We start from the raw sequence: 19,620 nt of genomic DNA, 5'->3' as shown, positions 1-19,620 counted from the left end.
GGGGGCCCGTCCGGGCGGTCGATGGAATGTCGGGAAGCGGCGGCGCAATATGGCGGAGACGGAGGGATTCGAACCCTCGGTACGGTTTCCCGTACGACGCTTTAGCAAAGCGTTGGTTTCAGCCACTCACCCACGTCTCCGGCTGCGGCGAGGTGCGGCTATAGCGGGGCCGGTGGAGGCAATCAACCGGGTCTGGGCGGGATTTTATCAGGAAAATCGACTAATCCCCATTTCGTCATTCATTGCGCCGCAAGCTGCGGGCTGGTTAACGTGGCCTATCGGTTCGCCGGGGGAGTTGAGAATTCATGCGTATCGTCTGTCTGGGCCTGTCATGGCGTCTGTCCCTGCTGGCTGGCCTGGCCATGGTCGCCACCGCGCCGGTTGCGGCGCAGGTCCGCACGATCGACCCCAATCAGGGCATCGACAGCGACCTCGGCACCCAGCCTTCGCGCCCCGCACCCCAGCAGAGCGCACCGCCGCAGGACTATGATCCGCCGGTCCAGTCGACCCCGCCCGCCCAGCAACCGCCGGTCACGACCACGCCCGGCACCCCCGATTCGCGCGCGGCCCAGACGACGCAGGCCGCCGATACGTTCGAGCGCGACGACCTGCTGGCGGCGGGTGAGGGTGTGTTCGGACAGGGCGCCGAGGGGCTGGCGGGCATCATCGAGCGTATCCTGCGCGAACAGGGTCGGCCCAACGCCTATATCGCCGGGCGCGAGGCGTCGGGCGCGTTCGTCGTCGGCCTGCGCTATGGCTCGGGCGTGATGACTCACAAGGTCGAGGGGCAGATGCCGGTCTATTGGACCGGGCCGTCGCTGGGCTTCGATATTGGCGGCGATGCGAACAAGGTGTTCGTGCTGGTCTATAACCTCTACGACACCGAGGAGCTGTTCCACCGCTTCCCGGCGGCCGAGGGGCGGCTGTATTTCGTCGGCGGGTTCGCGGCGACCTATTTGCGGCGCGGCAATGTCGTGCTGATCCCGGTGCGGCTGGGCGTCGGTTGGCGCGCGGGCGTCAATGTCGGCTATATGAACTTCACGCACAAGGCGCGGTGGCTGCCGTTCTGATCGGGTCTTGAGGGCCGGGGGAGTCCCTTGGCCTTCGACTTCGCTCAGGCTGAACGGTGGTGGGGTAGTGTGGCCAGGCTTTTACAATGGCCGTTCAGGCTGAGCGAAGTCGAAGCCCACGCTCGACCCTATCCCCGCATCAGCAACCGATAAGGCTCGCTGACGGCCATCACCGGCACGTCCCAGGGATGCGCGGCGAGCAGGGCGTCCGCCAGCGCCTCCACATCCGCCTCCGCATCATGGATCGCGGTCAGGATCACGGTCGGCGACCAGCTCGCCGCACCGACCTTGCCCAGGGTCGGCACCGCGCCCGCGCCCGGCCGGAACCCCTCATAGCCGAGCGCCAGCTCGACCACTTCGCGATATCGCCCGAAATCGCCGAGCGGGGCTGTGCGCAGGATCGCCAGCAGCGCGGCGGCGGTGGGATCGTCCTCCACCGCCGCCGGATGGCCCGCCATCAGCGCCGCGAGCGTGGCGGGTGCGACCGGGCAATAGACCCGGATGTCCCGCACCCACCGGCTCTCGCTCATCCGAAGTCGACCGCCTCGAAGCGGATCGGCTGGCCGGTCGGCGCCTCGGCGAGCTGGTCTTCCCACATCGCCACCTGGCCGCGCACGATGGTGCCGATCGGCTTGCCGGTCAGTTCCATGCCGGTGAAGGGCGACCAGCCGCACTTGGACTGGAGCCACCGATCCTCGATGGTCCAGCGCTTCTTCAGGTCGACGATGGTGAAGTCGGCGTCGTAGCCCGCCGCGATCCGCCCCTTGCCGACGATGCCGAAGATGCGCTGCGCGCCCGCGCTGGTCAGTTCGATCACGCGCTGAAGCGACAGGCGGCCGTTCGCGGCATGGTCGAGCAGCAGCGGCAGCAAAGTCTGCACGCCCGGCATCCCGCTCGGGCTGCCCGGATAGGGCTTGGCCTTTTCCTCCAGCGTGTGCGGCGCATGGTCCGAGCCGATGACGTCGGGCACGCCCTGGTTCAGCCAGTGCCACAGCCCGTCGCGATGCGCGCCCGAACGGATCGGCGGGTTCATCTGCGCCAGCGTGCCGAGACGCGGATAGGCTTCCTCGCCCGCCAGCGTCAGATGCTGCGGCGTGACTTCGCAGGTCGCAATGTCCTTGTGCTGGGCGATATATTCCAGCTCGGCGGGCGTGGTGACGTGCAGGATGTGGATGCGGCGATTCGCCTCGCGCGCCAGGCGCAGGATGCGACGGGTGGCGAGCAGCGCGCTCTCGTCGTCGCGCCAGACCGGGTGCGAGGACGGATCGCCCTCGATCCGCTCATCGGCGCGGGCGTTCATCCGGTCTTCGTCCTCGGCATGGATCGCGACGCGGCGATGGCCCGAGGCGAGCACTTCGGCCAGCCGCGCATCCTCCGACACCAGCAGGTCGCCGGTCGAGGCGCCCATGAAGATCTTGACGCCCGCCGTGCCTGGCATCCGCTCCAGCTCGGCCAGGTCGCGGGCATTGTGGTTGGTCGCACCCACGTAAAAGGCGTGGTCGCAGAACATCGTCTTGGCGCGGGTCAGCTTGTCGGTGATCGCCTCGGCCGAATCGGTGTTCGGCTTGGTGTTGGGCATTTCGAACACGGCGGTGACGCCGCCCATCACCGCCGCGCGGCTGCCGCTGGCCAGGTCTTCCTTGTGCATCAGGCCGGGTTCGCGGAAATGCACCTGGCTGTCGATCACGCCGGGCAGGATGTCGAGGCCGGTGCAGTCGATCACCCGACCCGCATCGCCTTTTGCCCCGATCGCGACGATCCGGCCATCGCGCACGCCGACATCGGCGCGGACGGGGCCGCCGGGGGTGTGGACGGTGCCGCCGGAGAGAAGCAGGTCGAAGGTCATGGCAAACGGGCCTTTCGCATAGGGTCAGGCCCTCCTACCTTGCGGTCATGACCGATGCCACCCCAACAGCCATTCCCGCGACGACCTCCGCAACGACCCTTTCCGACCGTCGCCTGATCCGCATCGCGGGCGAGGATGTGCGCGGTTTCCTGCAGGGGCTGGTGACGCAGGATGTCGTGGGCCTGACGCCGGATGCCCCGCGCTGGGCCGCGTTGCTGACGCCGCAGGGCAAGGCGCTGTTCGACTTCCTCCTATGGGCCCAGGGCGAGGCGGTGCTGGTCGATGTGGAGGCGTCGCAGGCCGAGGCGCTGGCACGGCGGCTGGGCATGTACCGCCTGCGCCGCGCGATCACGATCGATCCGGTCGAGGGACTGGCCGTCCATTGGAGCCGCAGCGCCGAGGGACGCCCCCATGATCCGCGCCTGCCCGAACTAGGCCATCGCTGGCTGGCCCCGGCGGGGCAAGCGGCGAGCGGCTGGACCGCGCACCGGTTGTCGCTGGGCGTGACCGAGGGTGTCGGCGAGCTGGGCTCGGGCGAGACACTTTGGCTGGAGTGCAATGCGCGCGAGCTGAACGGCGTCAGCTTCACCAAGGGCTGTTATGTTGGGCAGGAGAATACTGCGCGGATGCACCACCGCTCGAAGGTCAATCGGCGGCTGGTCGTCGCTCCCCTGGGCGAGGCGGGCGAGCGGACCCGTGCGACCTATCCGGAACTGGGTCTGATGGTCGAGCATCGCCGCGTCGAGTCGCTGGGCGACGCGATCCGCCCCGACTGGCTGGCGGCGGCGTTGCAGGCCGATCAGGACTGACCGGCCCTTCGGATTATCGGGACAGGGCCTGGGTGATCTGCGCGGCCGGAGCGGCCAGCATATGGCCGACCTGAATCGCGATGGTCGCGGCGGCAACCAGCCCGAAAAGGCCGAGCGCACCGAATTGCATCGCCTGCGACAATGAGCGGCTGCGCTCCATGCGCCGGGCGGCGTCGATCTCCCCGGCCATGGTGTGGCGCAGGGTGGAGCGGTCCTCGCTGCGGCGCGTGCCGGTCGGCCGCGCTTCGAGGCGGGGCTCGTTGACCAGCGCATCGGCGCTGATGACATCCTGCGTACGGACGCCCGAGAATCGGTCGCGCCGCCAGACGACCCGGCCGATCACCACCTGACGGCCGCGCCGCAGGTCCAGATATTCGCCCGGCGCGAGGGGATCGTCACAGGCGATCATCATGCCCCGCGACGAAATATTGTGGATACATGCATCCCCCCAGCCGCGGACGGACTTGATCCGACAGGGAATCAGAACCTGTCGGCGCGCTTCGCGATTCTTATAGCCCGGTCCGGACCGCCCCATGGCAGTTTCCCTGCTCCAAATTCGACCAAGTCCTTGTCCATAGCGGGCAGAGGGAAAGAAAGGATGAATCGGTTTTCACTAATGTATGTGGCGCCGGGCGTGACGGCGTGGACAGCCGTCTCGGCCGTGGCATGTCCCGTGTCGGGAGGAATCGGAAAGGCATGACGCGCCCGCCCTTTTCGGTTAGCCTCGGGGTAGAGAAACCGAGGAGAGGTCATGCCGAAGATCGGTCTTGCGCTTGCCTTGTTGTGCGCGTCGTCAGCCGCCTTGGCCGCAACCCCCCGGCCCTATAGCTGGGGCAGGCCCGGCGCTTCGCGGGAGGCTTTCGACGGTGGCAGCCGCGCCTGTATGTTGAAAGCGGCCCGGCGCGACGTGGCCGGGGACACGGCGGCGAAACGCTATGTACGCGGCGCTGCCGTGTTGGATCGCGAAGCGAACGTCCCCCCGGTCGTCCCGACCGACGACATATTCGACATCAGTACGCGCCAGATGCTGTTGCGGCGCGCCTATGCGCCGGACCGGCAGGTCGATGCCCTGCAGTCGCAACTGCAATCCGAAGTCGACCAGTGCCTGGTCCGGTCGGGCTATGTCCGCTTCGCCCTGACCCGCGAACAGGCGCGCATATTGCGTCGCTACCGCCCCGGCTCGGAGCAGCGAAAGACCTATCTCTATACGCTGGGCAGCGACGCCCGGATCGTCGAGGCACAGAGAATGCGCGACTGATCCTCCCTCCCGGCGGGAGAGGATTACCATGACAGGCCTTCGTTCTTCATGATAACCCTCTGATCGAACAGGCGAACATGCCTGGTGAACACGGGAGAGCATCATGCGGGACGCCGATCGTCGGACCATCATCGTGGGGCTGGGGGCGGGGCTGGCCCTGGCGGCGGGGGGCGGGGCCTGCGCCGCGCCGCGCGGGCGCAAGGCGGGGTACGCCATTGTCGGGCTGGGCCGCTATGCCGAGCTGATCATGTCGAAATTCGCCGAATGCGAGCAGTCGCGGCTGGTCGCGCTGGTCAGCGGCACGCCGGAAAAGCTGGCGCGCTTCGGCGAGAAATATGGCGTGCCCGAGAGCCACCGTTATTCCTATGCCGATTTCGACCGCATCCGCGACAATCCGGATGTCGACATCGTCTATGTGATCCTGCCCAATTCCATGCACGCCGAATATACGGTGCGCGCGGCCAAGGCGGGCAAGCATGTCATGTGCGAAAAGCCGATGGCGATCTCGGTCGCCGAATGCCGCACGATGATCGCGGCGTGCCGGGCGGCGGGGCGCAAGCTGATGATCGGATATCGCTCGCGGTTCGAGCCGCACAATCGGCTGGCGATCGACATGGCACGGAAAGGTTTCGTCGGGCCAACGCGGATCATCACCGCCGACCATGGCTTCAACGCGCAGCCCAACCAGTGGCGGCTGGACCGCAAGCTGTCGGGCGGCGGCTCGCTGATGGACATCGGCATCTACAGCCTGAACGCCACCCGCTATCTGACCGGGGAGGAGCCCGTGGAGGTCAGCGCGATCGAATCCACCGACCGCAGCGATCCGCGTTTCCGCACCGTCGAGGACCGGATCAGCTTCCTGCTGCGCTTTCCATCCGGCATCGAGGCGACCTGCGTGTCGAGCTACAGCTCCAACCACAATATGTACCGCGTGTCGGGCACCGATGGCTGGATCGAGCTGGAGCCCGCCACCTCTTATGAGGGGCAGAAGATGTGGGTCCGCCGCAACGGCCGGACCGAGGAGCAGCGGGTGCCCGCAGGCAAGGGCCAGCATGCCGGACAGCTCGATCATTTCGCCGAGTGCATCGCCAACGGCACCGATCCGCTGGTGCCCGGCGAGGAGGGGCTGGCCGATATGCGGGTGATCGAGGCCATCTATCGCTCGGCGCGGGAGGGGCGGCGGATCACCCTGGCCTGACCGTTGCCACGGGGCGGTATGGCGGATTTTGCCCTGAAATCCGTCGCATGGCGCGGGAATTTGGTCTAGCGTCGGGACCAGCGCCCGGCTCCGTCGGTCGCGGCCCTGGAGGATTGCACCCACTCATGACGACCGCCCCCGGCTTTCGCGACAGCCTGTACAGCGGCGGGATATGCGGCGCGCTGATCGCCGAGCGTGACTGGTCGCAAACGGCGCTGGGGCCGATTCCGGGCTGGAGCGCGCCGCTGCGCACCGCCACGCTGATCCTGTTGCGCTCGCCCGTGCCGATGGTGATGCTGTGGGGTGAGGGCGGCGTCATGCTCTATAACGACGCCTATGCGGTCTTTGCGGGCAAGCGGCATCCCCAGTTGCTGGGATCGCCGGTGCGCGAGGGCTGGCCCGAGGTCGCCGACTTCAACGACAACGTCATGCGCGTCGGGCTGGCGGGGGGCACGCTGCGCTATCAGGATCAGGAACTGACCCTGTACCGCAACGACGTGCCCGAACAGGTATGGATGAACCTGGATTACTCGCCGGTCATCGACGAGGACGGGCGGCCCGGCGGCGTGCTGTGCGTGCTGGCCGAGACGACGGGCCATGTCACCGCCCGCGCCGCGCTGGTCGAGAGCGAGGCGCGGTTCCGGCTGATGGTCGACACCGTGCCGCAGATCATCTGGATCGCCGATGCCGAAGGGCGGATGGAGTTTCTGAACCGGCAATTCTCCGACTATACCGGTGCCGCCTTCCAGTCTCTGTCCCCTGCGGAGATTGCGGGGGCCTTCATCCATCCCGGTGACGGCCCGCATGTCGTCGCGGCGTTCCAGGCGGCCCGCGACAGCGAAGGCGTGCATCGGTCCGAGCACCGCATCCGCTCGGCCGCAGGGGAATATCGCTGGTTCCTGGACCTCGCTCACCCCTATCGCGACCCGCGCACCGGCGAGATCGTCCGCTGGTTCGGATCGTCGGTCGACATCCATGACCGCAAGGTGGCCGAGGACCGGCTGCGCGAGCTGAACGCCACGCTGGAGCAGCGGGTGGCCGAGCGGACCGCCGAGCGCAACATGCTGGCTAAGCTGGTCGAACATACCGACATCATGGTCATGGCGATCGACCTGGATTTCAACATCCTGGCGCTGAACGCCGCCAATGCCGCCGAGTTCGAGCGGGTGTTCGGCGTGCGCCCGCACACCGGCGACAATATGCTGGCGCTGCTCGACGACCAACCGGTGCTCCGCGAGGAGGTGCGCGCGGCCTGGACGCGGGCCATGGACGGCGGGCGCCTGACCGTCGTTCAGGAGTTCGGCGATCCCGACCGTGACCGACCCTGTTACGAGATCAGCTTCCACCCCCTGTTCGACGAGGCGGGTGCGCAGGTCGGCCTGTATCAGTTCGTCACCGACGTGACCGAGCGCCTGCGCCGCGAGGCGCAACTGGTCGAGGCGCAGGAGGCGCTGCGTCAGGCGCAGAAGATGGAGGCGATGGGCCAGCTGACCGGCGGCGTCGCGCATGACTTCAACAATCTGCTGACCCCGATCGTCGGGACGCTCGACCTGTTGCAGCACAAACAGTTGGGCGGGGCGCGCGAACAGCGGCTGATCGCGGGCGCGGCGCAGTCCGCCGAGCGCGCCCGCACGCTCGTCCAGCGGCTGCTCGCCTTTGCACGGCGCCAGCCGCTTCAGCTGATCCCGGTCGACATGGCCCAGCTGGTGGCGGGCATGAGCGATCTGGTCGCCAGCACCACGGGGCCGCAGATCGCGGTCGAGGTCGATATCGCCCCCGGCCTGCCCCCCGCCGATGCCGATCCCAACCAGTTGGAAATGGCGCTGCTCAACCTGGCGGTGAATGCGCGCGACGCGATGCCGGACGGCGGCACGCTGCGCATCACGGCGTCACGGCGCGACGCGGGCACCGATGGCGCGCCGGGCGACTATATCTGCCTGTCGGTCGCCGATACGGGCAGCGGCATGGATGCCGCCACGCTGGCGCGCGCGGTCGAGCCGTTCTTCTCGACCAAGGGCGTGGGCAAGGGCACGGGGCTTGGCCTGTCGATGGTTCATGGCTTGGCCTCGCAGCTCGGCGGTGCGCTCGATATCCAGAGCGTGCCGGGGCAGGGGACGCGGGTCGCGCTGTTCCTGCCGGTCAGCGGGTCGGCGTCGCCCGTCGCCGCAGCGGGGCCGGCCTGTGCGGGGCCCGCGAAGCGCAGCGGCCGGGTGCTGCTGGTCGATGACGAGGAACTGGTGCGCCACAGCACCGCCGACATGCTGGGCGACCTGGGCTATGCGGTGATCGAGGCGGGCTCGGCCGAGGAAGCGGTCCGGCTGGTCGAGGCGGACACGGCGTTCGACCTGCTCGTTACCGACCATCTGATGCCCGGCATGTCGGGCACCGATCTCGCCCGGCTGGTCCAGGCACGGCGGCCGGGCGTCGCGATCCTGCTCGTCTCGGGCTATGCCGAGGCGGAGGGGGTCGAGCCCTCCATGCCGCGCCTGACCAAGCCGTTCCGCAAACAGGAACTGGCGCAGATGCTGGCGCAATTCACCAACGCGCCGGAGGCGGTGGCCTGACCGCCGTTACCGCAGCGTGCCGTTCACGACATGCTCGCGGTGGACGAAACCGAAATAGCCCGCGACCAGCGCCAGCAGCGCGTGCAGCCAGATGTCGTTGCCATAAAGCGGCACCAGCCCGAAGGTCGTCGCGGTCAGCGGGATCAGCCCCATCACCGTCAGCACGGCATAGATGATCGCCACCCCCTTGGCATAGCCGAAGGCGGCCGGGATATGGCGCGCCGCCAGCACACCCCACAGGCCGAAGGCGAGGTGGACCAGATTGTGCAGGATGTTCACCGGAAACAGCCCCAGCGCCAGCCGGGACGATGCGGTGACGCTGACCCCGGGATGGGCGTGCGTGGGCGACAGGCCGGGCACGAACCCCGCCGCGCCCGCGAGGAGGAAGACGATACCGAAGATCGCGGCAAAATGTCTGACCGACATGGAGGGTGCTCCTTTGGCGTTGCCTGTCCCAGCGTCTCCGGCGGGGGGCTTGTTCCCCGCTCCTGATCCAGATGAGTCGGTTTAACCGATTGTAAGAGAACGGAATAAGGAACCGTCCTTTGCGTCGCCCGGTTGAGGGGATATGCGGATTCACCATCTCAACTGTGGCACCGACTGCCCATTGGGCGGGGCGCTTTTCGACGGACGCAGCCGGGGCCCGATCGGCCAGCTCGTCTGCCATTGCCTGCTGATCGAGACCGAGGCGAACGGACTGGTGCTCGTCGATACCGGCTTCGGCCTGCGCGATGTGGCGCATCCCCATCGCCGTCCCGAACCGCGCATCCCGCTGGCGTGGCGCGCGATGCTCAACATCCGGCTGCGCGAGCAGGAAACGGCGATCCGCCAGATCGAGGCGCTGGGCTATACCGCGCACGACGTGCGGCATATCGTTCTGACCCATCTCGACTTCGATCATGCGGGCGGGCTGGAGGATTTTCCGCACGCGACCGTGCACGTCATGGCCCGCGAATATGACGATGCGACCGGCCCCCATCGCGGCATCGTCGCGCGCAACCGCTGGCGCTCGCCGCAATGGGACGGGGTGGATCGCTGGCGCCGCTATACGGCCAGCGGGGAATCCTGGTTCGGCTTCGACGCGGTGCGCGATCTGGCCGGGCTGCCGCCCGAGATTCTGATGGTGCCGCTGCCGGGCCATACATGGGGCCATGCCGGGGTCGCGATCCGCCAGCCGGGCGGGCGCTGGCTGCTTCATGCGGGCGACGCCTATTTCTACCGGGGCGAGATGCGCAGCGCCCGGCGGCATTGCACGCCCGGCCTGCGCGCATACCAGCGTCTGATGGAGGTCGACGCCACCGCACGCATGACCAATCAGGCCCGCTTGCGCGCATTGTCGATCGAACGGCGGGACAGCGTCACCATGGCCTGCGCGCATGACCCAGTGGAATGGGAACGCTGTCGCGACGGGCATCCGCTATAGCGGAATAGCTGGCGGGAAATGGCCCCGCATTTCGAGAATGTCAGGCGCGCGTCATCCTGTTCCGCGCCCTGCGCTGATATGCTCGGCCCCTATAGCTGGCATAGGGATGGTGGCATGGTGAAGGGGGCAGGGCGCAGGCGGATCATGGTCGCGGCGCTGTGGGTCGGGGCGGCGGCGAGCCCGGCCATGGCGGAGACGTGCAAGGTCGGCCAGATGGCGGCGATCCCGGTCACGATGCAGGGCCTGCGCCCGGTGGTCGAGACCCGGATCAACGGCAAGCCCGCCCCCTTCATCCTCGACAGCGGGGCCTTTTTCAGCAACATCTCGCCCCCCGTCGCACGCGAGCTGGGCCTGCCGGAACAGCCCTTGCCCTTCGGCTTCCGGGTGAACGGGATTGGCGGCAGTTCGGACGCCACCGTCGCCACGGTCAAGCACTTCACGCTGGCTGGGACCGACATCCCGAACATCCAGTTCATCGTCAGCGGCAGCGATGTCGGGCAGACCGGCCTGCTCGGGCAGAACGTCCTGGGCCTGGGCGACGTCGAATATGACCTGCCCGGCGGCATGGTCCGCCTGTTCAGGCCCAGTGGCTGCGCACACGCCTCCATGGCCTATTGGACCGGCGGCAAGCCCTATTTCGAGATCCCGATCGAGACCAAGGATCAGGCGCACAGCCACACCGTCGGCATGGTCGAGCTGGACGGCGCGAAGCTGAATGCGACCTTCGACACCGGCGCGGCGCAGACCGTCCTGAGCTTGCGTGCCGCCGCCCGGGCAGGCGTCCATCCCGGCGATCCGGGCGTCGAGGCGGCAGGATGGGAGCGCGGGCTGGGCCGCCATGTTGTCCAGGGTTGGACCGCGCGGTTCAAGCTGCTGAAGATCGGCAATGAGGAACTGCACAATGTGCGCCTCCACATCGCCGATCTGGGACCGCTGGAGACCGACATGCTGCTGGGTGCGGACTTCTTCGTGTCGCACCGGCTCTATGTCTCCAATCTCCAGCACCGCATCTATTTCACCTATAGCGGCGGGCGGCTGTTCGACACGGTGGCGCATGCCGATCCGGGTACGGCGGCGGTCGTTGCGCAAAATGCCAGCGAAATTGCGCCCCCGACCGATGCCGAGGGCTACAGCCGTCGCGGCGCGATGTTCGTGACCCAGCACGACCTGCCCCATGCGATCGACGCCTTTACGCAGGCGATCGCGATGGCGCCCAAGAACCCGCGCTTTCCCCGCCAGCGCGCGCTCGCCTATCTGGACCAGCATCGCCCGGTGCTGGCGATCGACGATCTGAACAGCACGCTGACGCTCGACCCGGCCGATACGCAGGCGCGGCTGATCCGCGCCGAACTGCGGCTGCGCGCGGGCAATCCGGCGGGGACGATCGCCGATCTCGACCTTCTGAACGGGCAGTTGCCGCGAGAGGACGCCGTACGGCTTCAGATGGCGCGGCTCTATTCGGGGGCGGACGCCTTCGACGCAGCGATCGCGCAATATGATCTGTGGATGGCCGCGCACCGTGACGACTCGCGTCGCGGCAGTGCGCAGAACGGCCGGTGCTGGTCGCGAATGCTGGCCGACAAGGATCTCGACAAGGCGCTGGGCGACTGCAACGCCGCCGTCCACGCGATCCCCGGCGATCCAAGTTTCCTCGACAGCGGGGCCTTCATCCATCTCCGCCAGAAGGACGACCGGGCCGCGCTTGCAGATTTCAACGCCGCGCTGGCGATCGATCCGAAGCGACCCTGGGCGCTGTACGGGCGCTCGATCGCCGAGACGCATCTGGGCATGACCACCGAAGCCGCACGCGACCGGACGCTGGCGACGGGGCTGGACAAGCGCATGCCCGAGCGCATCCGGAAATACGCGATCGGCTGAGTGCATTCCTCCCCTGCAAGGGGAGGGGGACCATGCGAAGCATGGTGGAGGGGTGTCCCGCTCTCGATAGGGTGACACCCCTCCGTCAGGCCTGCGGCCTGCCACCTCCCCCTACGGGGGAGGAAAATGGCATTAGAACGCCTTCGACACCCCGACAAAGAATCCGCGACGCGGGCCATATTGCGGCGCGCCCACACCCACGCCGGTCCCGTCGCGGATTTCATATTTGTGGTCGAGCAGGTTAATGACGTCGAACCGGATGTCCAGGTTCGGCCCCGCCAGATGCTGGCTCGCGGTCAGGTTGAACTGCGCATAGGGCGACAGCTTGGCGCCGTTGGGGATGGAATTGACGTCGTCGTCGCGGCGCAGGCCCGAACCATAGATAATGCTGCCGCCCAGCTTGGTCCCTTGCGCAAAGGCATAGGACAGGCCCGCCGATCCGGTGAACGTCTGGTCGTGGTCCAGATAGATGTAATGCCGCGCAATATAGTCGAGATCGTCCTGGCCGAAACTGAACTGGCTGGAGACGATGCTGCGCCCCTTGGCCTTGGCGGCGGCGAAATTGGCATAGGCGAGCAAGCCGCCGCGGGCATAGCTCATATTCGCCTCGATCCCGCCGATGCGTCCCTGCTTGTAGTTGAACGGGGTCAGGATGATCGGTGCGCCGAACTGCCCCTCGTCGATCAGGTTCTTCGAGATGCGGTAATAGGCGTCGATGCCATAGGTGAAGTAGCGGCTGGGCTTGGCCTGGAATCCGACATCGAAATAATCCTGCCGCTCGGCATAGGGTACGTCGTTGGCGGTAACGGCCGGATAGGCACTGGTGCCGACGAACTTGGCGATGCTGGTGTTGCCGACCAGCTCGAAGGGCGGCGGCACGAAATAGCGCGAATAGCCCGCATGCAGCGTGTAGATATCACCCGGCTGCCAGACCAGATTGACGCGCGGCGACAGCTGCCCCTCGCGCCGATAGCCGTTGTAGAGGTCGTAGCGTGCGCCATAGTTGAGCGTCAGCTTGGGCAGCAGTTTCCATTCGTCCTGAAGATAGGCGCTGAAGCTGGTCGCGGTCTTGCCGCTATTGTCGACGATCGCAATCGGCTCGCCCGCCTGGGCACCGCTGGCGTCGACAGGGAAGACATTGGTCGTGGTCGCGCTGGTCGAGCGATCGCGCGTCACCAGCAGGCCGCCGCGCAGCGTGTGCGCATCGCCGACATGATAGACCGCATCGACCTGTCCGCCGATCGCGAAGTCCTGCTTATACGCCTGCTGCGCCTGGCCGTTGTAGAGCAGTTCGCCCAAAATGTCGGGGCGATAGCGCAGCGAGGAATAGCGCGCGAAGAGCGAGGCCTGCACCGTCAGCGGCTCGGCATCGTGGAGGAAGGCGACCTGGCCGAAGCCGGTCTTTTCCAGCTGCGTCTCGTTCAGCTTCTCGCTGGGGAAGGCGGTCTGTCCGCCGACGCTCCACCCGGCGCTGGGCTGCTGGCCGACGGGGTTGGGAATCTGGAACCACTGGTTGGAATAGCCGCCGACAAAGGACACGCGGTTCTGATCGTCCAGGATATGGTCGACATAGGCGAAGCCCTGATACTGGTCGGTATCGTCATGCACCGGGTTGGAGCGGCCATCGACGCTTTCGATGCCAAGCCCGCTGTGCCGGTAATCGCCCGACACGAAGTAATTGGTGCTTCCCGAAGACCCGCCATAGGTTAGGCTCGGCTGGATGGTATTGTGGCTGCCGCCATAGAGCGATGCGGTGCCGCCATTGTCGAACAGCCCGCTCTTGGTGGTGATGTCGATGATCCCGGCGGTGCGCAGGCCATATTGTGCGGGCAGCGCGCCGGTCAGGATGTTGACCTTGTCGACCAGGCGCGGCGACAGGGTCTGGCCGAACACCGCCAGCCCTTCGGGCAGGATGGTGCCGTTAATGCGATATTGCAGGCCGTTATGGTCGTCGCGGACATGGAACTGGCCGAACCCGTCCTGCACGACGCCGGGTGCCTGGAGCAGGATCTGGTTGAACTGCTGGTTCTCGCCGCCGGGTAGCGCCTTGATCGTGGCGCTGGTGATTTCATAATTGGAGGCGCCCAGGCTGGGCTGGATATGCTCGCGCGCGGTGTCGAGCCGCTTGGCCGTGACGATAATGTCGGAGGGCTGATTCGCCGTGGCCGCCGGGGTGGCGTCCGCATCGGGCGTCGGCACGCCGCGGGTCTGCGCCAGCGCAGGGAAGGCAATCGCGGACGACGCGACACAGCAGAGGAGAGCACAAAAACGCATCGATAACCCCAAATGTTATAACGTCTCCCGAGCAAGCTATCTTGCTGCGCCGCAATGGGATGGCAAGGCAGGTCAGGGTTCATGACGCATTTGTAAGCGGGCCATCATGCAGGGTGCCGCCATGGTCAGGGGCCCGCGAGCGCGCTATAAGGGGGCATGGCCGAACGCTTCGAACGACACCGCCAGCCTTGGCGGCAGGACGAGATTCAGAAACTCCACACCCTTGCGAAGAAGGGCATGGCGCTGAAGGCCATCGCCAAGGCGCTGACCCGCAGCGAGGAGTCGGTCAAGGCGCGGGCGAAGGAAGACGGGCTGTCGATCGCCAAGCTCCACTGAGGTTTCGGGGCGCAGTCCGTCTGCGCCCGGCCCGCGCCTCGATCGTCAGCGCAGGATGATGGCTGCCCCGTGCTTGTGGGCGCGGATTTCCTCTTCGGTCAGGCCGTTGATCTCGTGCGGGAAGATCAGCCAGTCATTCGTCTCATGGACGAAGAAGTCCGGTGTCAGGTCGGTCACGTTGCGTGACGGCTTGTAATAGACGGTCGCGACCTTCACCTCGTCCGGGATATTGTTCCGGCAGCGTTGCTTCAATTCCTTCAGCAAGGCGCGGACCGAACGCCCGGAATCGAACACATCGTCGATCAGGAGCAGACGATCCTCCGGGTTCAGCACGTCGACCAGATGACCCAGCCCGTAAATGCGCACCTGCGGCTCCTGCTGGTCGATGCCGGTATAGGAGGCGGTGCGGATCGCGATATGGTCGCTCTGTATGCCACGATATTCGAGCAGTTCCTGAACCGCGATGCCGACCGGCGCACCGCCGCGCCAGATGCCGACGATATGGGTCGGGCGAAAGCCGGAGTCGAAGACCAGATTGGCCAGGCGGAAGGAATCCTCCAGCAGGCGGTCGGCGGACAGGTAGATCTTGGTGGTCACGGCAATCGTCCATCATCATTGCGGGGCCGGGCACATAGCCATCGGCATCCGGACAGGCCGCCTATGTGATGCGGTCGGGCCGACAGGGCAAGCGGACGGCGCTATTCGACGATCCGTCCGATCCGCACCAGAACCCCGGTGGGGTCGCTGACCGCGAACTCATAGGTACCCCAAGGTTTGGCGTGCGGCGTGCCCGGCTCGATGATGCAGTCGCGGACCCGCTCGGCGACCGCGTCGACATCCTCGACATAGAGATAGAGACCGAACGGATTGTCCTCCGTGCGCACCGGCCAGCCCGACATGTGGTTGAGGTGCAGATGCCAGCCGCGACTGTCCTCCAGGATGCAATAATGACCGAAATCGGCGGCGACCGAAAAGCCTAGCCGTTGGTAGAAGGCAGTGCTGGCATCGAGGTCGTCGGCGGGGACGATGGCGACGCAGTGGTGGTTCATGCTGATGCCTTCCTTGCGGCCGAAGGGATGTGCCGAATTCTAAAGTCATGGCCATCGCCGTTTCGACGATCGGGCGAAAAGTTCCGGCGTTTGCTCATGAAGTTATTGTCATGAATTCTTGCACCGTATTTGAGTTGGTAGCAGGTTTATCGTTATTCTACAGCGGGATAACTTTACCACCAATCGTTCGCCAAACATAAATCATACGATCGGCGGATATTTCAAACTATTGCTGGGTTAGGCCCCGCATCTCGCGGAGACCTATCATGGCCACAGCGGCATTACCCGATTCTCGAACGTCCCCATCGTCCGAAGGCGATCGCCGCCGCGCGACACGCTGGTTGCAGGCGCTCAATTTCTTCATGGCCGATATGCAGGCGGGCATCGGCCCGTTCCTGGGGGTCTTCCTGCAACAGCGCGGGTGGCAGATCGGGCCGATCGGCACCGTCATGACCCTGGGCGGCGTGGCGGGCATGGTGATGACGGTGCCTGCGGGCGCGTTCATCGACCATACCGACAAGAAGCGCTGGGTCGTCGTCATCACCGGCATCTGCACGGTTCTGGCCTCCTTCCTGATCCTCTGGTCGCAGACCGGCATCGTCGTCGGGGTCAGCCAGGTGGCGACCGCCATTGCGGGCGCGGCGATCGGCCCGGCGGTGACCGGCATGACGCTGGGCGTCGTCCGGCAAAAGGGCTTCAACGCGCAGAACGGCCGCAACCAGGCCTGGAACCATGCGGGCAACATGGTCGGCGCGGGGCTTTCCGGCTTTCTCGGCTGGAAGTTCGGCATGCCCGCCATCTTCTTTCTCGCGGCGGCCTTCGGCGTGCTGGCGATCATCTCGGTCCTGTCGATCCCCGAACGCGCCATCGACCACCGCGCCGCGCGCGGGCTTGAGGATGAGGACGGCGACGATCAGGAAGGCGGCCAGGCCGAGGGTTTCAAGGCGCTGCTCGCCAACAAGCCGATGCTGATCCTGGCGGCGGCGCTGGCCTGCTTCCATCTCGGCAACGGCGCGATGCTGCCGCTGTACGGCATGGCGGTGGTCGGCGCAGGGAAAGGCGATGCGGCGATGTTCACCGCGACCACCGTCATGGTGGCGCAGGCGGTGATGATCATCGCCAGCCTGGTTGCGATGAAGGTCGCCGCCGGGCGGGGTTACTGGCTGGTCCTGCTGATCTCCTTCGCCGCACTTCCCCTGCGTGGCTTTCTGGCGGGCACCTTTATCGAGCATTGGGGCGTGTGGCCGGTCCAGGCGCTCGACGGCATCGGTGCGGGGCTTCAGAGCGTCGCGGTGCCCGGCCTCGTCGCCTGCCTGCTCAGCGGCACCGGCCGGGTCAATGTCGGGCAGGGGGCGGTGATGACCATCCAGGGCGTCGGCGCCTCGCTGTCGCCCGCCATCGGCGGCTGGCTGGCGCAGGAACTGGGCTATCACATCGCCTTCTACATTCTCGGCGGTTTCGCGATGGCGAGCCTGGGGCTGTGGATCGGCTTTGCAGGGACTCTGCGCCCCGCCTGCTCCGGTGGTGCCAAGCCCGAGGAGGCACAGGCGTGAGCGGCATTTGCTTGGTCCATATCGGCGACCTGCATCTGGACGAAGCGGACGACTGGCAGGGCCTCGACCGGCTGAAGACCATCGTCGCGCAGGTGAATGCGCGGATGGGCGATGCGGATTTCGTCTTCGTGCCCGGCGACAACGCCAATCACGGCACGCCGGAGCAATATGCCCGGATGATCGACGCGCTCGCGCCGCTGTCGCTGCCCTGGCGGATCATCCCGGGCGACCATGATTTCGAGCCGGGCGACCTGTCCCACTACGAAGCGGCGATCCCCAAGGCCAACCGGCCTGAGACGGAGGTGATCGCCGGGCATCGCTGCCTGTTCCTGGACGTGGTGTCGGCGGGGGCCGGTGGTCCCGACTTCCGGCTGACCATGCACCACCGCAACAAGCTGGCCGAGGAGTTGGCGCGGGCCAGGGCGGAAGGACAGGTGTCATTGGTCTTCATGCACGCCTATCCCGGCGATCTGGCGGCGGACGGCGACATGATCGCGCGTCAGTTCATCGACGGCGAGGTCGCCTTCGTCGACACCGGCCATACGCATTATAACGAGCTGCTCAACGACGGCCGCGTGATCTATGGCGCGACCCGCTCGACCGCACAGATCGAGGAGGATGGCGGCGCACCGGGCTTCACCATCGTGTGTGTCAAGGACCGGGTGGTCAGCTGGCGCTTCCGGCGGCTGGATGCGGCCTGGCCGCATGTGCAGATCGTGTCGCCGGGCGATGTCCGGCTCATCACGCGGCCGACCGACCCGCATCAGGTGCCCCGGCCGGGCGCGGTCGAGATCGTCGCGCGGCTGTTCGGTGCGGATGCGACGCCGGTCGCGCGGGTCGGCGATAACGACACGCCGATGACGCGGGGCGAGGACGGCCTGTGGCGGGCGACCGTGACGCTGGCCGAGGGATTGAACGCGATCGAAGTCCGCTGTGGCGAAGGCTATGACCGGATCGACTGTCTGGTCCGCGACGCCCATGCCATCCCGAAGCGCCGCCTGCCCGTCGCACCGGGCGAGGATTGCCACGCGATCGGCGCCTGGCCTATCGCCGGGATCGATGGTGCCCGGCTCGGGCCGAACAAGAATGGGTGCGGATGGTGACGCTGGCATACGGAGCCACCTGGGCGATTGCGGGGCTGTCGACCGCGGGTGTGATCGCGCGGCCGATGCGCTGGCCCGAATGGATCTGGGCGGTGGCGGGCGCGGTGCTGCTGATCGTGCTCGGCCTGATGCCGCTGGGCGAGGCGGGGCAGGCGATCGCGAAGGGCACCGACGTCTATCTCTTCCTGATCGGCATGATGCTGCTCAGCGAGACGGCGCGCGAGCATGGCGCGTTCGACTGGATCGCCGCGACCGCCGTCAACATGGCGGGCCGGTCGCGCGCGAAGCTGTTCGCGCTGGTCTATGCGACGGGCGTGGTCGTCACGACCTTCATGTCCAACGACGCCACCGCCGTCGTGCTGACGCCCGCCGTGTTCGTCGCGGCGAAAAAGGCCAAGGCCGATCCGCTGCCTTTGCTGTTCGCCTGTGCGCTGATCGCCAATGCGGCCAGCTTCGTGCTGCCCATCTCCAACCCGGCGAACCTCGTCCTCTATGGTGGGCACATGCCGCCGCTGGGCGCATGGATGGCGGCGTTCGCGTTGCCCTCGCTGGCGTCGATCCTCGTGACCTTCGCGGTGCTGCGTTTTACCCAGCGGGCGCGGATCGCGGGGGACTGCGAGAGCGATGTGACTCGCGACCCGCTGTCGACGGGCGGCAAGCTGGCCATTGCGGGCATCGTGCTGACGGCGCTGCTCCTGTTGGTCGTGTCGGCGCTGGATGCCGAACTGGGCCTGCCGACCGCATTGGCGGGGATCGCGACGGCGGTGATCGTATCGCTGCTGGCGGGGCGCTCGCCGCTGACGCTGGCGAAGTCGGTGTCCTGGGGCGTGCTGCCGCTGGTCGCGGGGCTGTTCGTGCTGGTCGAGGCGCTGGACCGGACGGGCGTGATCGCCTGGGTGGCGCGGGGGCTTCGCGACATGCTGGCCGATCCGACGCGGGCGGCGGCGGTGTCGGGCACGACGCTGGCCTTTGTCAGCAACGCGATGAACAACCTGCCCGCTGGCCTCGTTGCCAGCAGCGCCATCGCGCAGGCGCATCCGCCGCAGATCGTCACCGACGCGTTGTTGATCGGTGTCGACCTCGGCCCGAACCTGTCGGTCACGGGGTCGCTCGCGACGATCCTGTGGCTCCAGGCGATCCGGCGCGAGGGGGAGGATGTGAGCTTCCTCGCCTTCCTGAAGGTCGGCGCGGTGGCGATGCCGCTGGCGTTGCTGGCGGCGTTGGGGATTCGGTTGTTGATCGGGTGAGGCTGGAACGTG

At 66.8% G+C, this 19,620-nt stretch carries 18 protein-coding genes and 1 tRNA gene; 11 read left to right on the top strand and 8 right to left on the bottom strand.

Annotated elements, in window-relative coordinates; translation table 11 throughout:
* Window positions 1–50: 50 nt before the first annotated feature.
* Window positions 51–140: transfer RNA gene (locus ASF14_RS02605), tRNA-Ser, on the bottom strand.
* A 165-nt stretch (window positions 141–305) separates the two neighbouring features.
* Here ASF14_RS02605 and ASF14_RS02600 point away from each other — a divergent pair.
* A complete protein-coding gene (locus ASF14_RS02600; RefSeq protein ID WP_056430973.1) occupies window positions 306–1,070 on the top strand; it encodes a DUF1134 domain-containing protein in 765 nt (254 codons plus the stop codon).
* Window positions 1,071–1,198: 128 nt separating this feature from the next.
* Here the strand turns inward: ASF14_RS02600 and ASF14_RS02595 are convergent, their stop codons facing one another.
* Complete coding sequence (locus ASF14_RS02595; protein ID WP_056430970.1) at window positions 1,199–1,600, bottom strand: hypothetical protein; 402 nt, start codon at window positions 1,598–1,600, stop codon at window positions 1,199–1,201.
* Window positions 1,597–2,916 carry a dihydroorotase gene (locus ASF14_RS02590; protein WP_056430968.1) on the bottom strand — a complete coding sequence of 440 codons (1,320 nt, stop codon included), beginning with the start codon at window positions 2,914–2,916 and terminating at the stop codon, window positions 1,597–1,599. Before ASF14_RS02590 ends, ASF14_RS02595 begins: the two co-directional genes overlap by 4 nt.
* Before the next feature lie 47 nt (window positions 2,917–2,963).
* Between ASF14_RS02590 and ygfZ the strand changes: the two genes are divergently transcribed.
* Complete coding sequence (gene ygfZ / locus ASF14_RS02585) at window positions 2,964–3,725, top strand: CAF17-like 4Fe-4S cluster assembly/insertion protein YgfZ (RefSeq protein WP_056430965.1); 762 nt, start codon at window positions 2,964–2,966, stop codon at window positions 3,723–3,725.
* Window positions 3,726–3,738: 13 nt separating this feature from the next.
* On the opposite strand, the gene ASF14_RS02580 is transcribed toward ygfZ, so the two are convergent.
* On the bottom strand, window positions 3,739–4,260 hold the full coding sequence (locus ASF14_RS02580) for a PilZ domain-containing protein (protein WP_056430962.1): 522 nt from the start codon (window positions 4,258–4,260) through the stop codon (window positions 3,739–3,741).
* 216 nt (window positions 4,261–4,476) lie between these two features.
* Here ASF14_RS02580 and ASF14_RS02575 point away from each other — a divergent pair, with 216 nt between their 5' ends.
* From ASF14_RS02575 to ASF14_RS02565, 3 genes are all read left to right on the top strand, one after another.
* Window positions 4,477–4,983, top strand: a complete 507-nt coding sequence (locus ASF14_RS02575; RefSeq protein WP_168371493.1) for a hypothetical protein — start codon at window positions 4,477–4,479, stop codon at window positions 4,981–4,983.
* A 103-nt stretch (window positions 4,984–5,086) separates the two neighbouring features.
* Window positions 5,087–6,181, top strand: a complete 1,095-nt coding sequence (locus ASF14_RS02570) for a Gfo/Idh/MocA family protein (RefSeq protein ID WP_056430955.1) — start codon at window positions 5,087–5,089, stop codon at window positions 6,179–6,181.
* Between the two features lie 125 nt (window positions 6,182–6,306).
* A complete protein-coding gene (locus tag ASF14_RS02565; protein WP_056430952.1) occupies window positions 6,307–8,745 on the top strand; it encodes a PAS domain-containing protein in 2,439 nt (812 codons plus the stop codon).
* A 6-nt stretch (window positions 8,746–8,751) separates the two neighbouring features.
* On the opposite strand, the gene ASF14_RS02560 is transcribed toward ASF14_RS02565, so the two are convergent.
* Window positions 8,752–9,171, bottom strand: a complete 420-nt coding sequence (locus ASF14_RS02560; RefSeq protein WP_056430949.1) for a DUF4383 domain-containing protein — start codon at window positions 9,169–9,171, stop codon at window positions 8,752–8,754.
* A gap of 142 nt (window positions 9,172–9,313) precedes the next feature.
* Between ASF14_RS02560 and ASF14_RS02555 the strand changes: the two genes are divergently transcribed.
* Together ASF14_RS02555 and ASF14_RS02550 are read left to right on the top strand one after the other, a co-directional pair.
* Window positions 9,314–10,168, top strand: a complete 855-nt coding sequence (locus ASF14_RS02555; RefSeq protein ID WP_056430946.1) for an MBL fold metallo-hydrolase — start codon at window positions 9,314–9,316, stop codon at window positions 10,166–10,168.
* 114 nt (window positions 10,169–10,282) lie between these two features.
* Window positions 10,283–12,046, top strand: coding sequence for an aspartyl protease family protein (locus ASF14_RS02550; RefSeq protein WP_236696897.1), 1,764 nt, complete (start codon window positions 10,283–10,285; stop codon window positions 12,044–12,046).
* A 132-nt stretch (window positions 12,047–12,178) separates the two neighbouring features.
* On the opposite strand, the gene ASF14_RS02545 is transcribed toward ASF14_RS02550, so the two are convergent.
* Window positions 12,179–14,320 carry a TonB-dependent receptor gene (locus ASF14_RS02545; RefSeq protein WP_156360989.1) on the bottom strand — a complete coding sequence of 714 codons (2,142 nt, stop codon included), beginning with the start codon at window positions 14,318–14,320 and terminating at the stop codon, window positions 12,179–12,181.
* A gap of 156 nt (window positions 14,321–14,476) precedes the next feature.
* On the opposite strand from ASF14_RS02545, the gene ASF14_RS02540 reads away from it, so the two are divergent.
* On the top strand, window positions 14,477–14,656 hold the full coding sequence (locus ASF14_RS02540; RefSeq protein WP_042490606.1) for a hypothetical protein: 180 nt from the start codon (window positions 14,477–14,479) through the stop codon (window positions 14,654–14,656).
* A gap of 45 nt (window positions 14,657–14,701) precedes the next feature.
* Here ASF14_RS02540 and ASF14_RS02535 read toward each other — a convergent pair whose 3' ends face one another.
* Entirely contained in the window at window positions 14,702–15,253 is a 552-nt protein-coding gene (locus ASF14_RS02535; RefSeq protein WP_056430940.1) for a phosphoribosyltransferase, read from the bottom strand.
* Between the two features lie 101 nt (window positions 15,254–15,354).
* Window positions 15,355–15,705, bottom strand: a complete 351-nt coding sequence (locus ASF14_RS02530) for a VOC family protein (protein WP_056430937.1) — start codon at window positions 15,703–15,705, stop codon at window positions 15,355–15,357.
* A 266-nt stretch (window positions 15,706–15,971) separates the two neighbouring features.
* On the opposite strand from ASF14_RS02530, the gene ASF14_RS02525 reads away from it, so the two are divergent.
* The 3 genes from ASF14_RS02525 to ASF14_RS02515 are packed head-to-tail and all read left to right on the top strand — an operon-like array spanning window position 15,972 to window position 19,608.
* On the top strand, window positions 15,972–17,258 hold the full coding sequence (locus ASF14_RS02525; protein WP_056430934.1) for an MFS transporter: 1,287 nt from the start codon (window positions 15,972–15,974) through the stop codon (window positions 17,256–17,258).
* Window positions 17,255–18,361 (top strand): metallophosphoesterase family protein, encoded by a 1,107-nt coding sequence (locus tag ASF14_RS02520; protein ID WP_082442027.1) that lies wholly within the window; start codon window positions 17,255–17,257, stop codon window positions 18,359–18,361. The genes ASF14_RS02525 and ASF14_RS02520 overlap by 4 nt, the downstream gene beginning before the upstream one ends.
* Complete coding sequence (locus ASF14_RS02515) at window positions 18,358–19,608, top strand: arsenic transporter (RefSeq protein ID WP_201780529.1); 1,251 nt, start codon at window positions 18,358–18,360, stop codon at window positions 19,606–19,608. Before ASF14_RS02520 ends, ASF14_RS02515 begins: the two co-directional genes overlap by 4 nt.
* Window positions 19,609–19,620: the final 12 nt, after the last annotated feature.

The sequence above is a fragment of the Sphingomonas sp. Leaf257 genome (genome assembly GCF_001422185.1).
GTDB classification, from domain to species: Bacteria; Pseudomonadota; Alphaproteobacteria; order Sphingomonadales; family Sphingomonadaceae; genus Sphingomonas; species Sphingomonas yabuuchiae.
This window is presented reverse-complemented; position numbering and strand designations above follow the sequence as displayed.

Coding starts and splice junctions, on each gene's coding strand:
- ASF14_RS02590 (WP_056430968.1), bottom strand. CDS start 2,916: ATGACCTTCGACCTGCTTCTCTCCGGCGGCACCGTCCACACCCCCGGC.
- ASF14_RS02530 (WP_056430937.1), bottom strand. CDS start 15,705: ATGAACCACCACTGCGTCGCCATCGTCCCCGCCGACGACCTCGATGCC.
- ASF14_RS02540 (WP_042490606.1), top strand. CDS start 14,477: ATGGCCGAACGCTTCGAACGACACCGCCAGCCTTGGCGGCAGGACGAG.
- ASF14_RS02595 (WP_056430970.1), bottom strand. CDS start 1,600: ATGAGCGAGAGCCGGTGGGTGCGGGACATCCGGGTCTATTGCCCGGTC.
- ASF14_RS02570 (WP_056430955.1), top strand. CDS start 5,087: ATGCGGGACGCCGATCGTCGGACCATCATCGTGGGGCTGGGGGCGGGG.
- ASF14_RS02545 (WP_156360989.1), bottom strand. CDS start 14,320: ATGCGTTTTTGTGCTCTCCTCTGCTGTGTCGCGTCGTCCGCGATTGCC.
- ygfZ (WP_056430965.1), top strand. CDS start 2,964: ATGACCGATGCCACCCCAACAGCCATTCCCGCGACGACCTCCGCAACG.
- ASF14_RS02575 (WP_168371493.1), top strand. CDS start 4,477: ATGCCGAAGATCGGTCTTGCGCTTGCCTTGTTGTGCGCGTCGTCAGCC.
- ASF14_RS02600 (WP_056430973.1), top strand. CDS start 306: ATGCGTATCGTCTGTCTGGGCCTGTCATGGCGTCTGTCCCTGCTGGCT.
- ASF14_RS02555 (WP_056430946.1), top strand. CDS start 9,314: ATGCGGATTCACCATCTCAACTGTGGCACCGACTGCCCATTGGGCGGG.
- ASF14_RS02565 (WP_056430952.1), top strand. CDS start 6,307: ATGACGACCGCCCCCGGCTTTCGCGACAGCCTGTACAGCGGCGGGATA.
- ASF14_RS02550 (WP_236696897.1), top strand. CDS start 10,283: ATGGTGAAGGGGGCAGGGCGCAGGCGGATCATGGTCGCGGCGCTGTGG.
- ASF14_RS02525 (WP_056430934.1), top strand. CDS start 15,972: ATGGCCACAGCGGCATTACCCGATTCTCGAACGTCCCCATCGTCCGAA.
- ASF14_RS02580 (WP_056430962.1), bottom strand. CDS start 4,260: ATGGGGCGGTCCGGACCGGGCTATAAGAATCGCGAAGCGCGCCGACAG.
- ASF14_RS02560 (WP_056430949.1), bottom strand. CDS start 9,171: ATGTCGGTCAGACATTTTGCCGCGATCTTCGGTATCGTCTTCCTCCTC.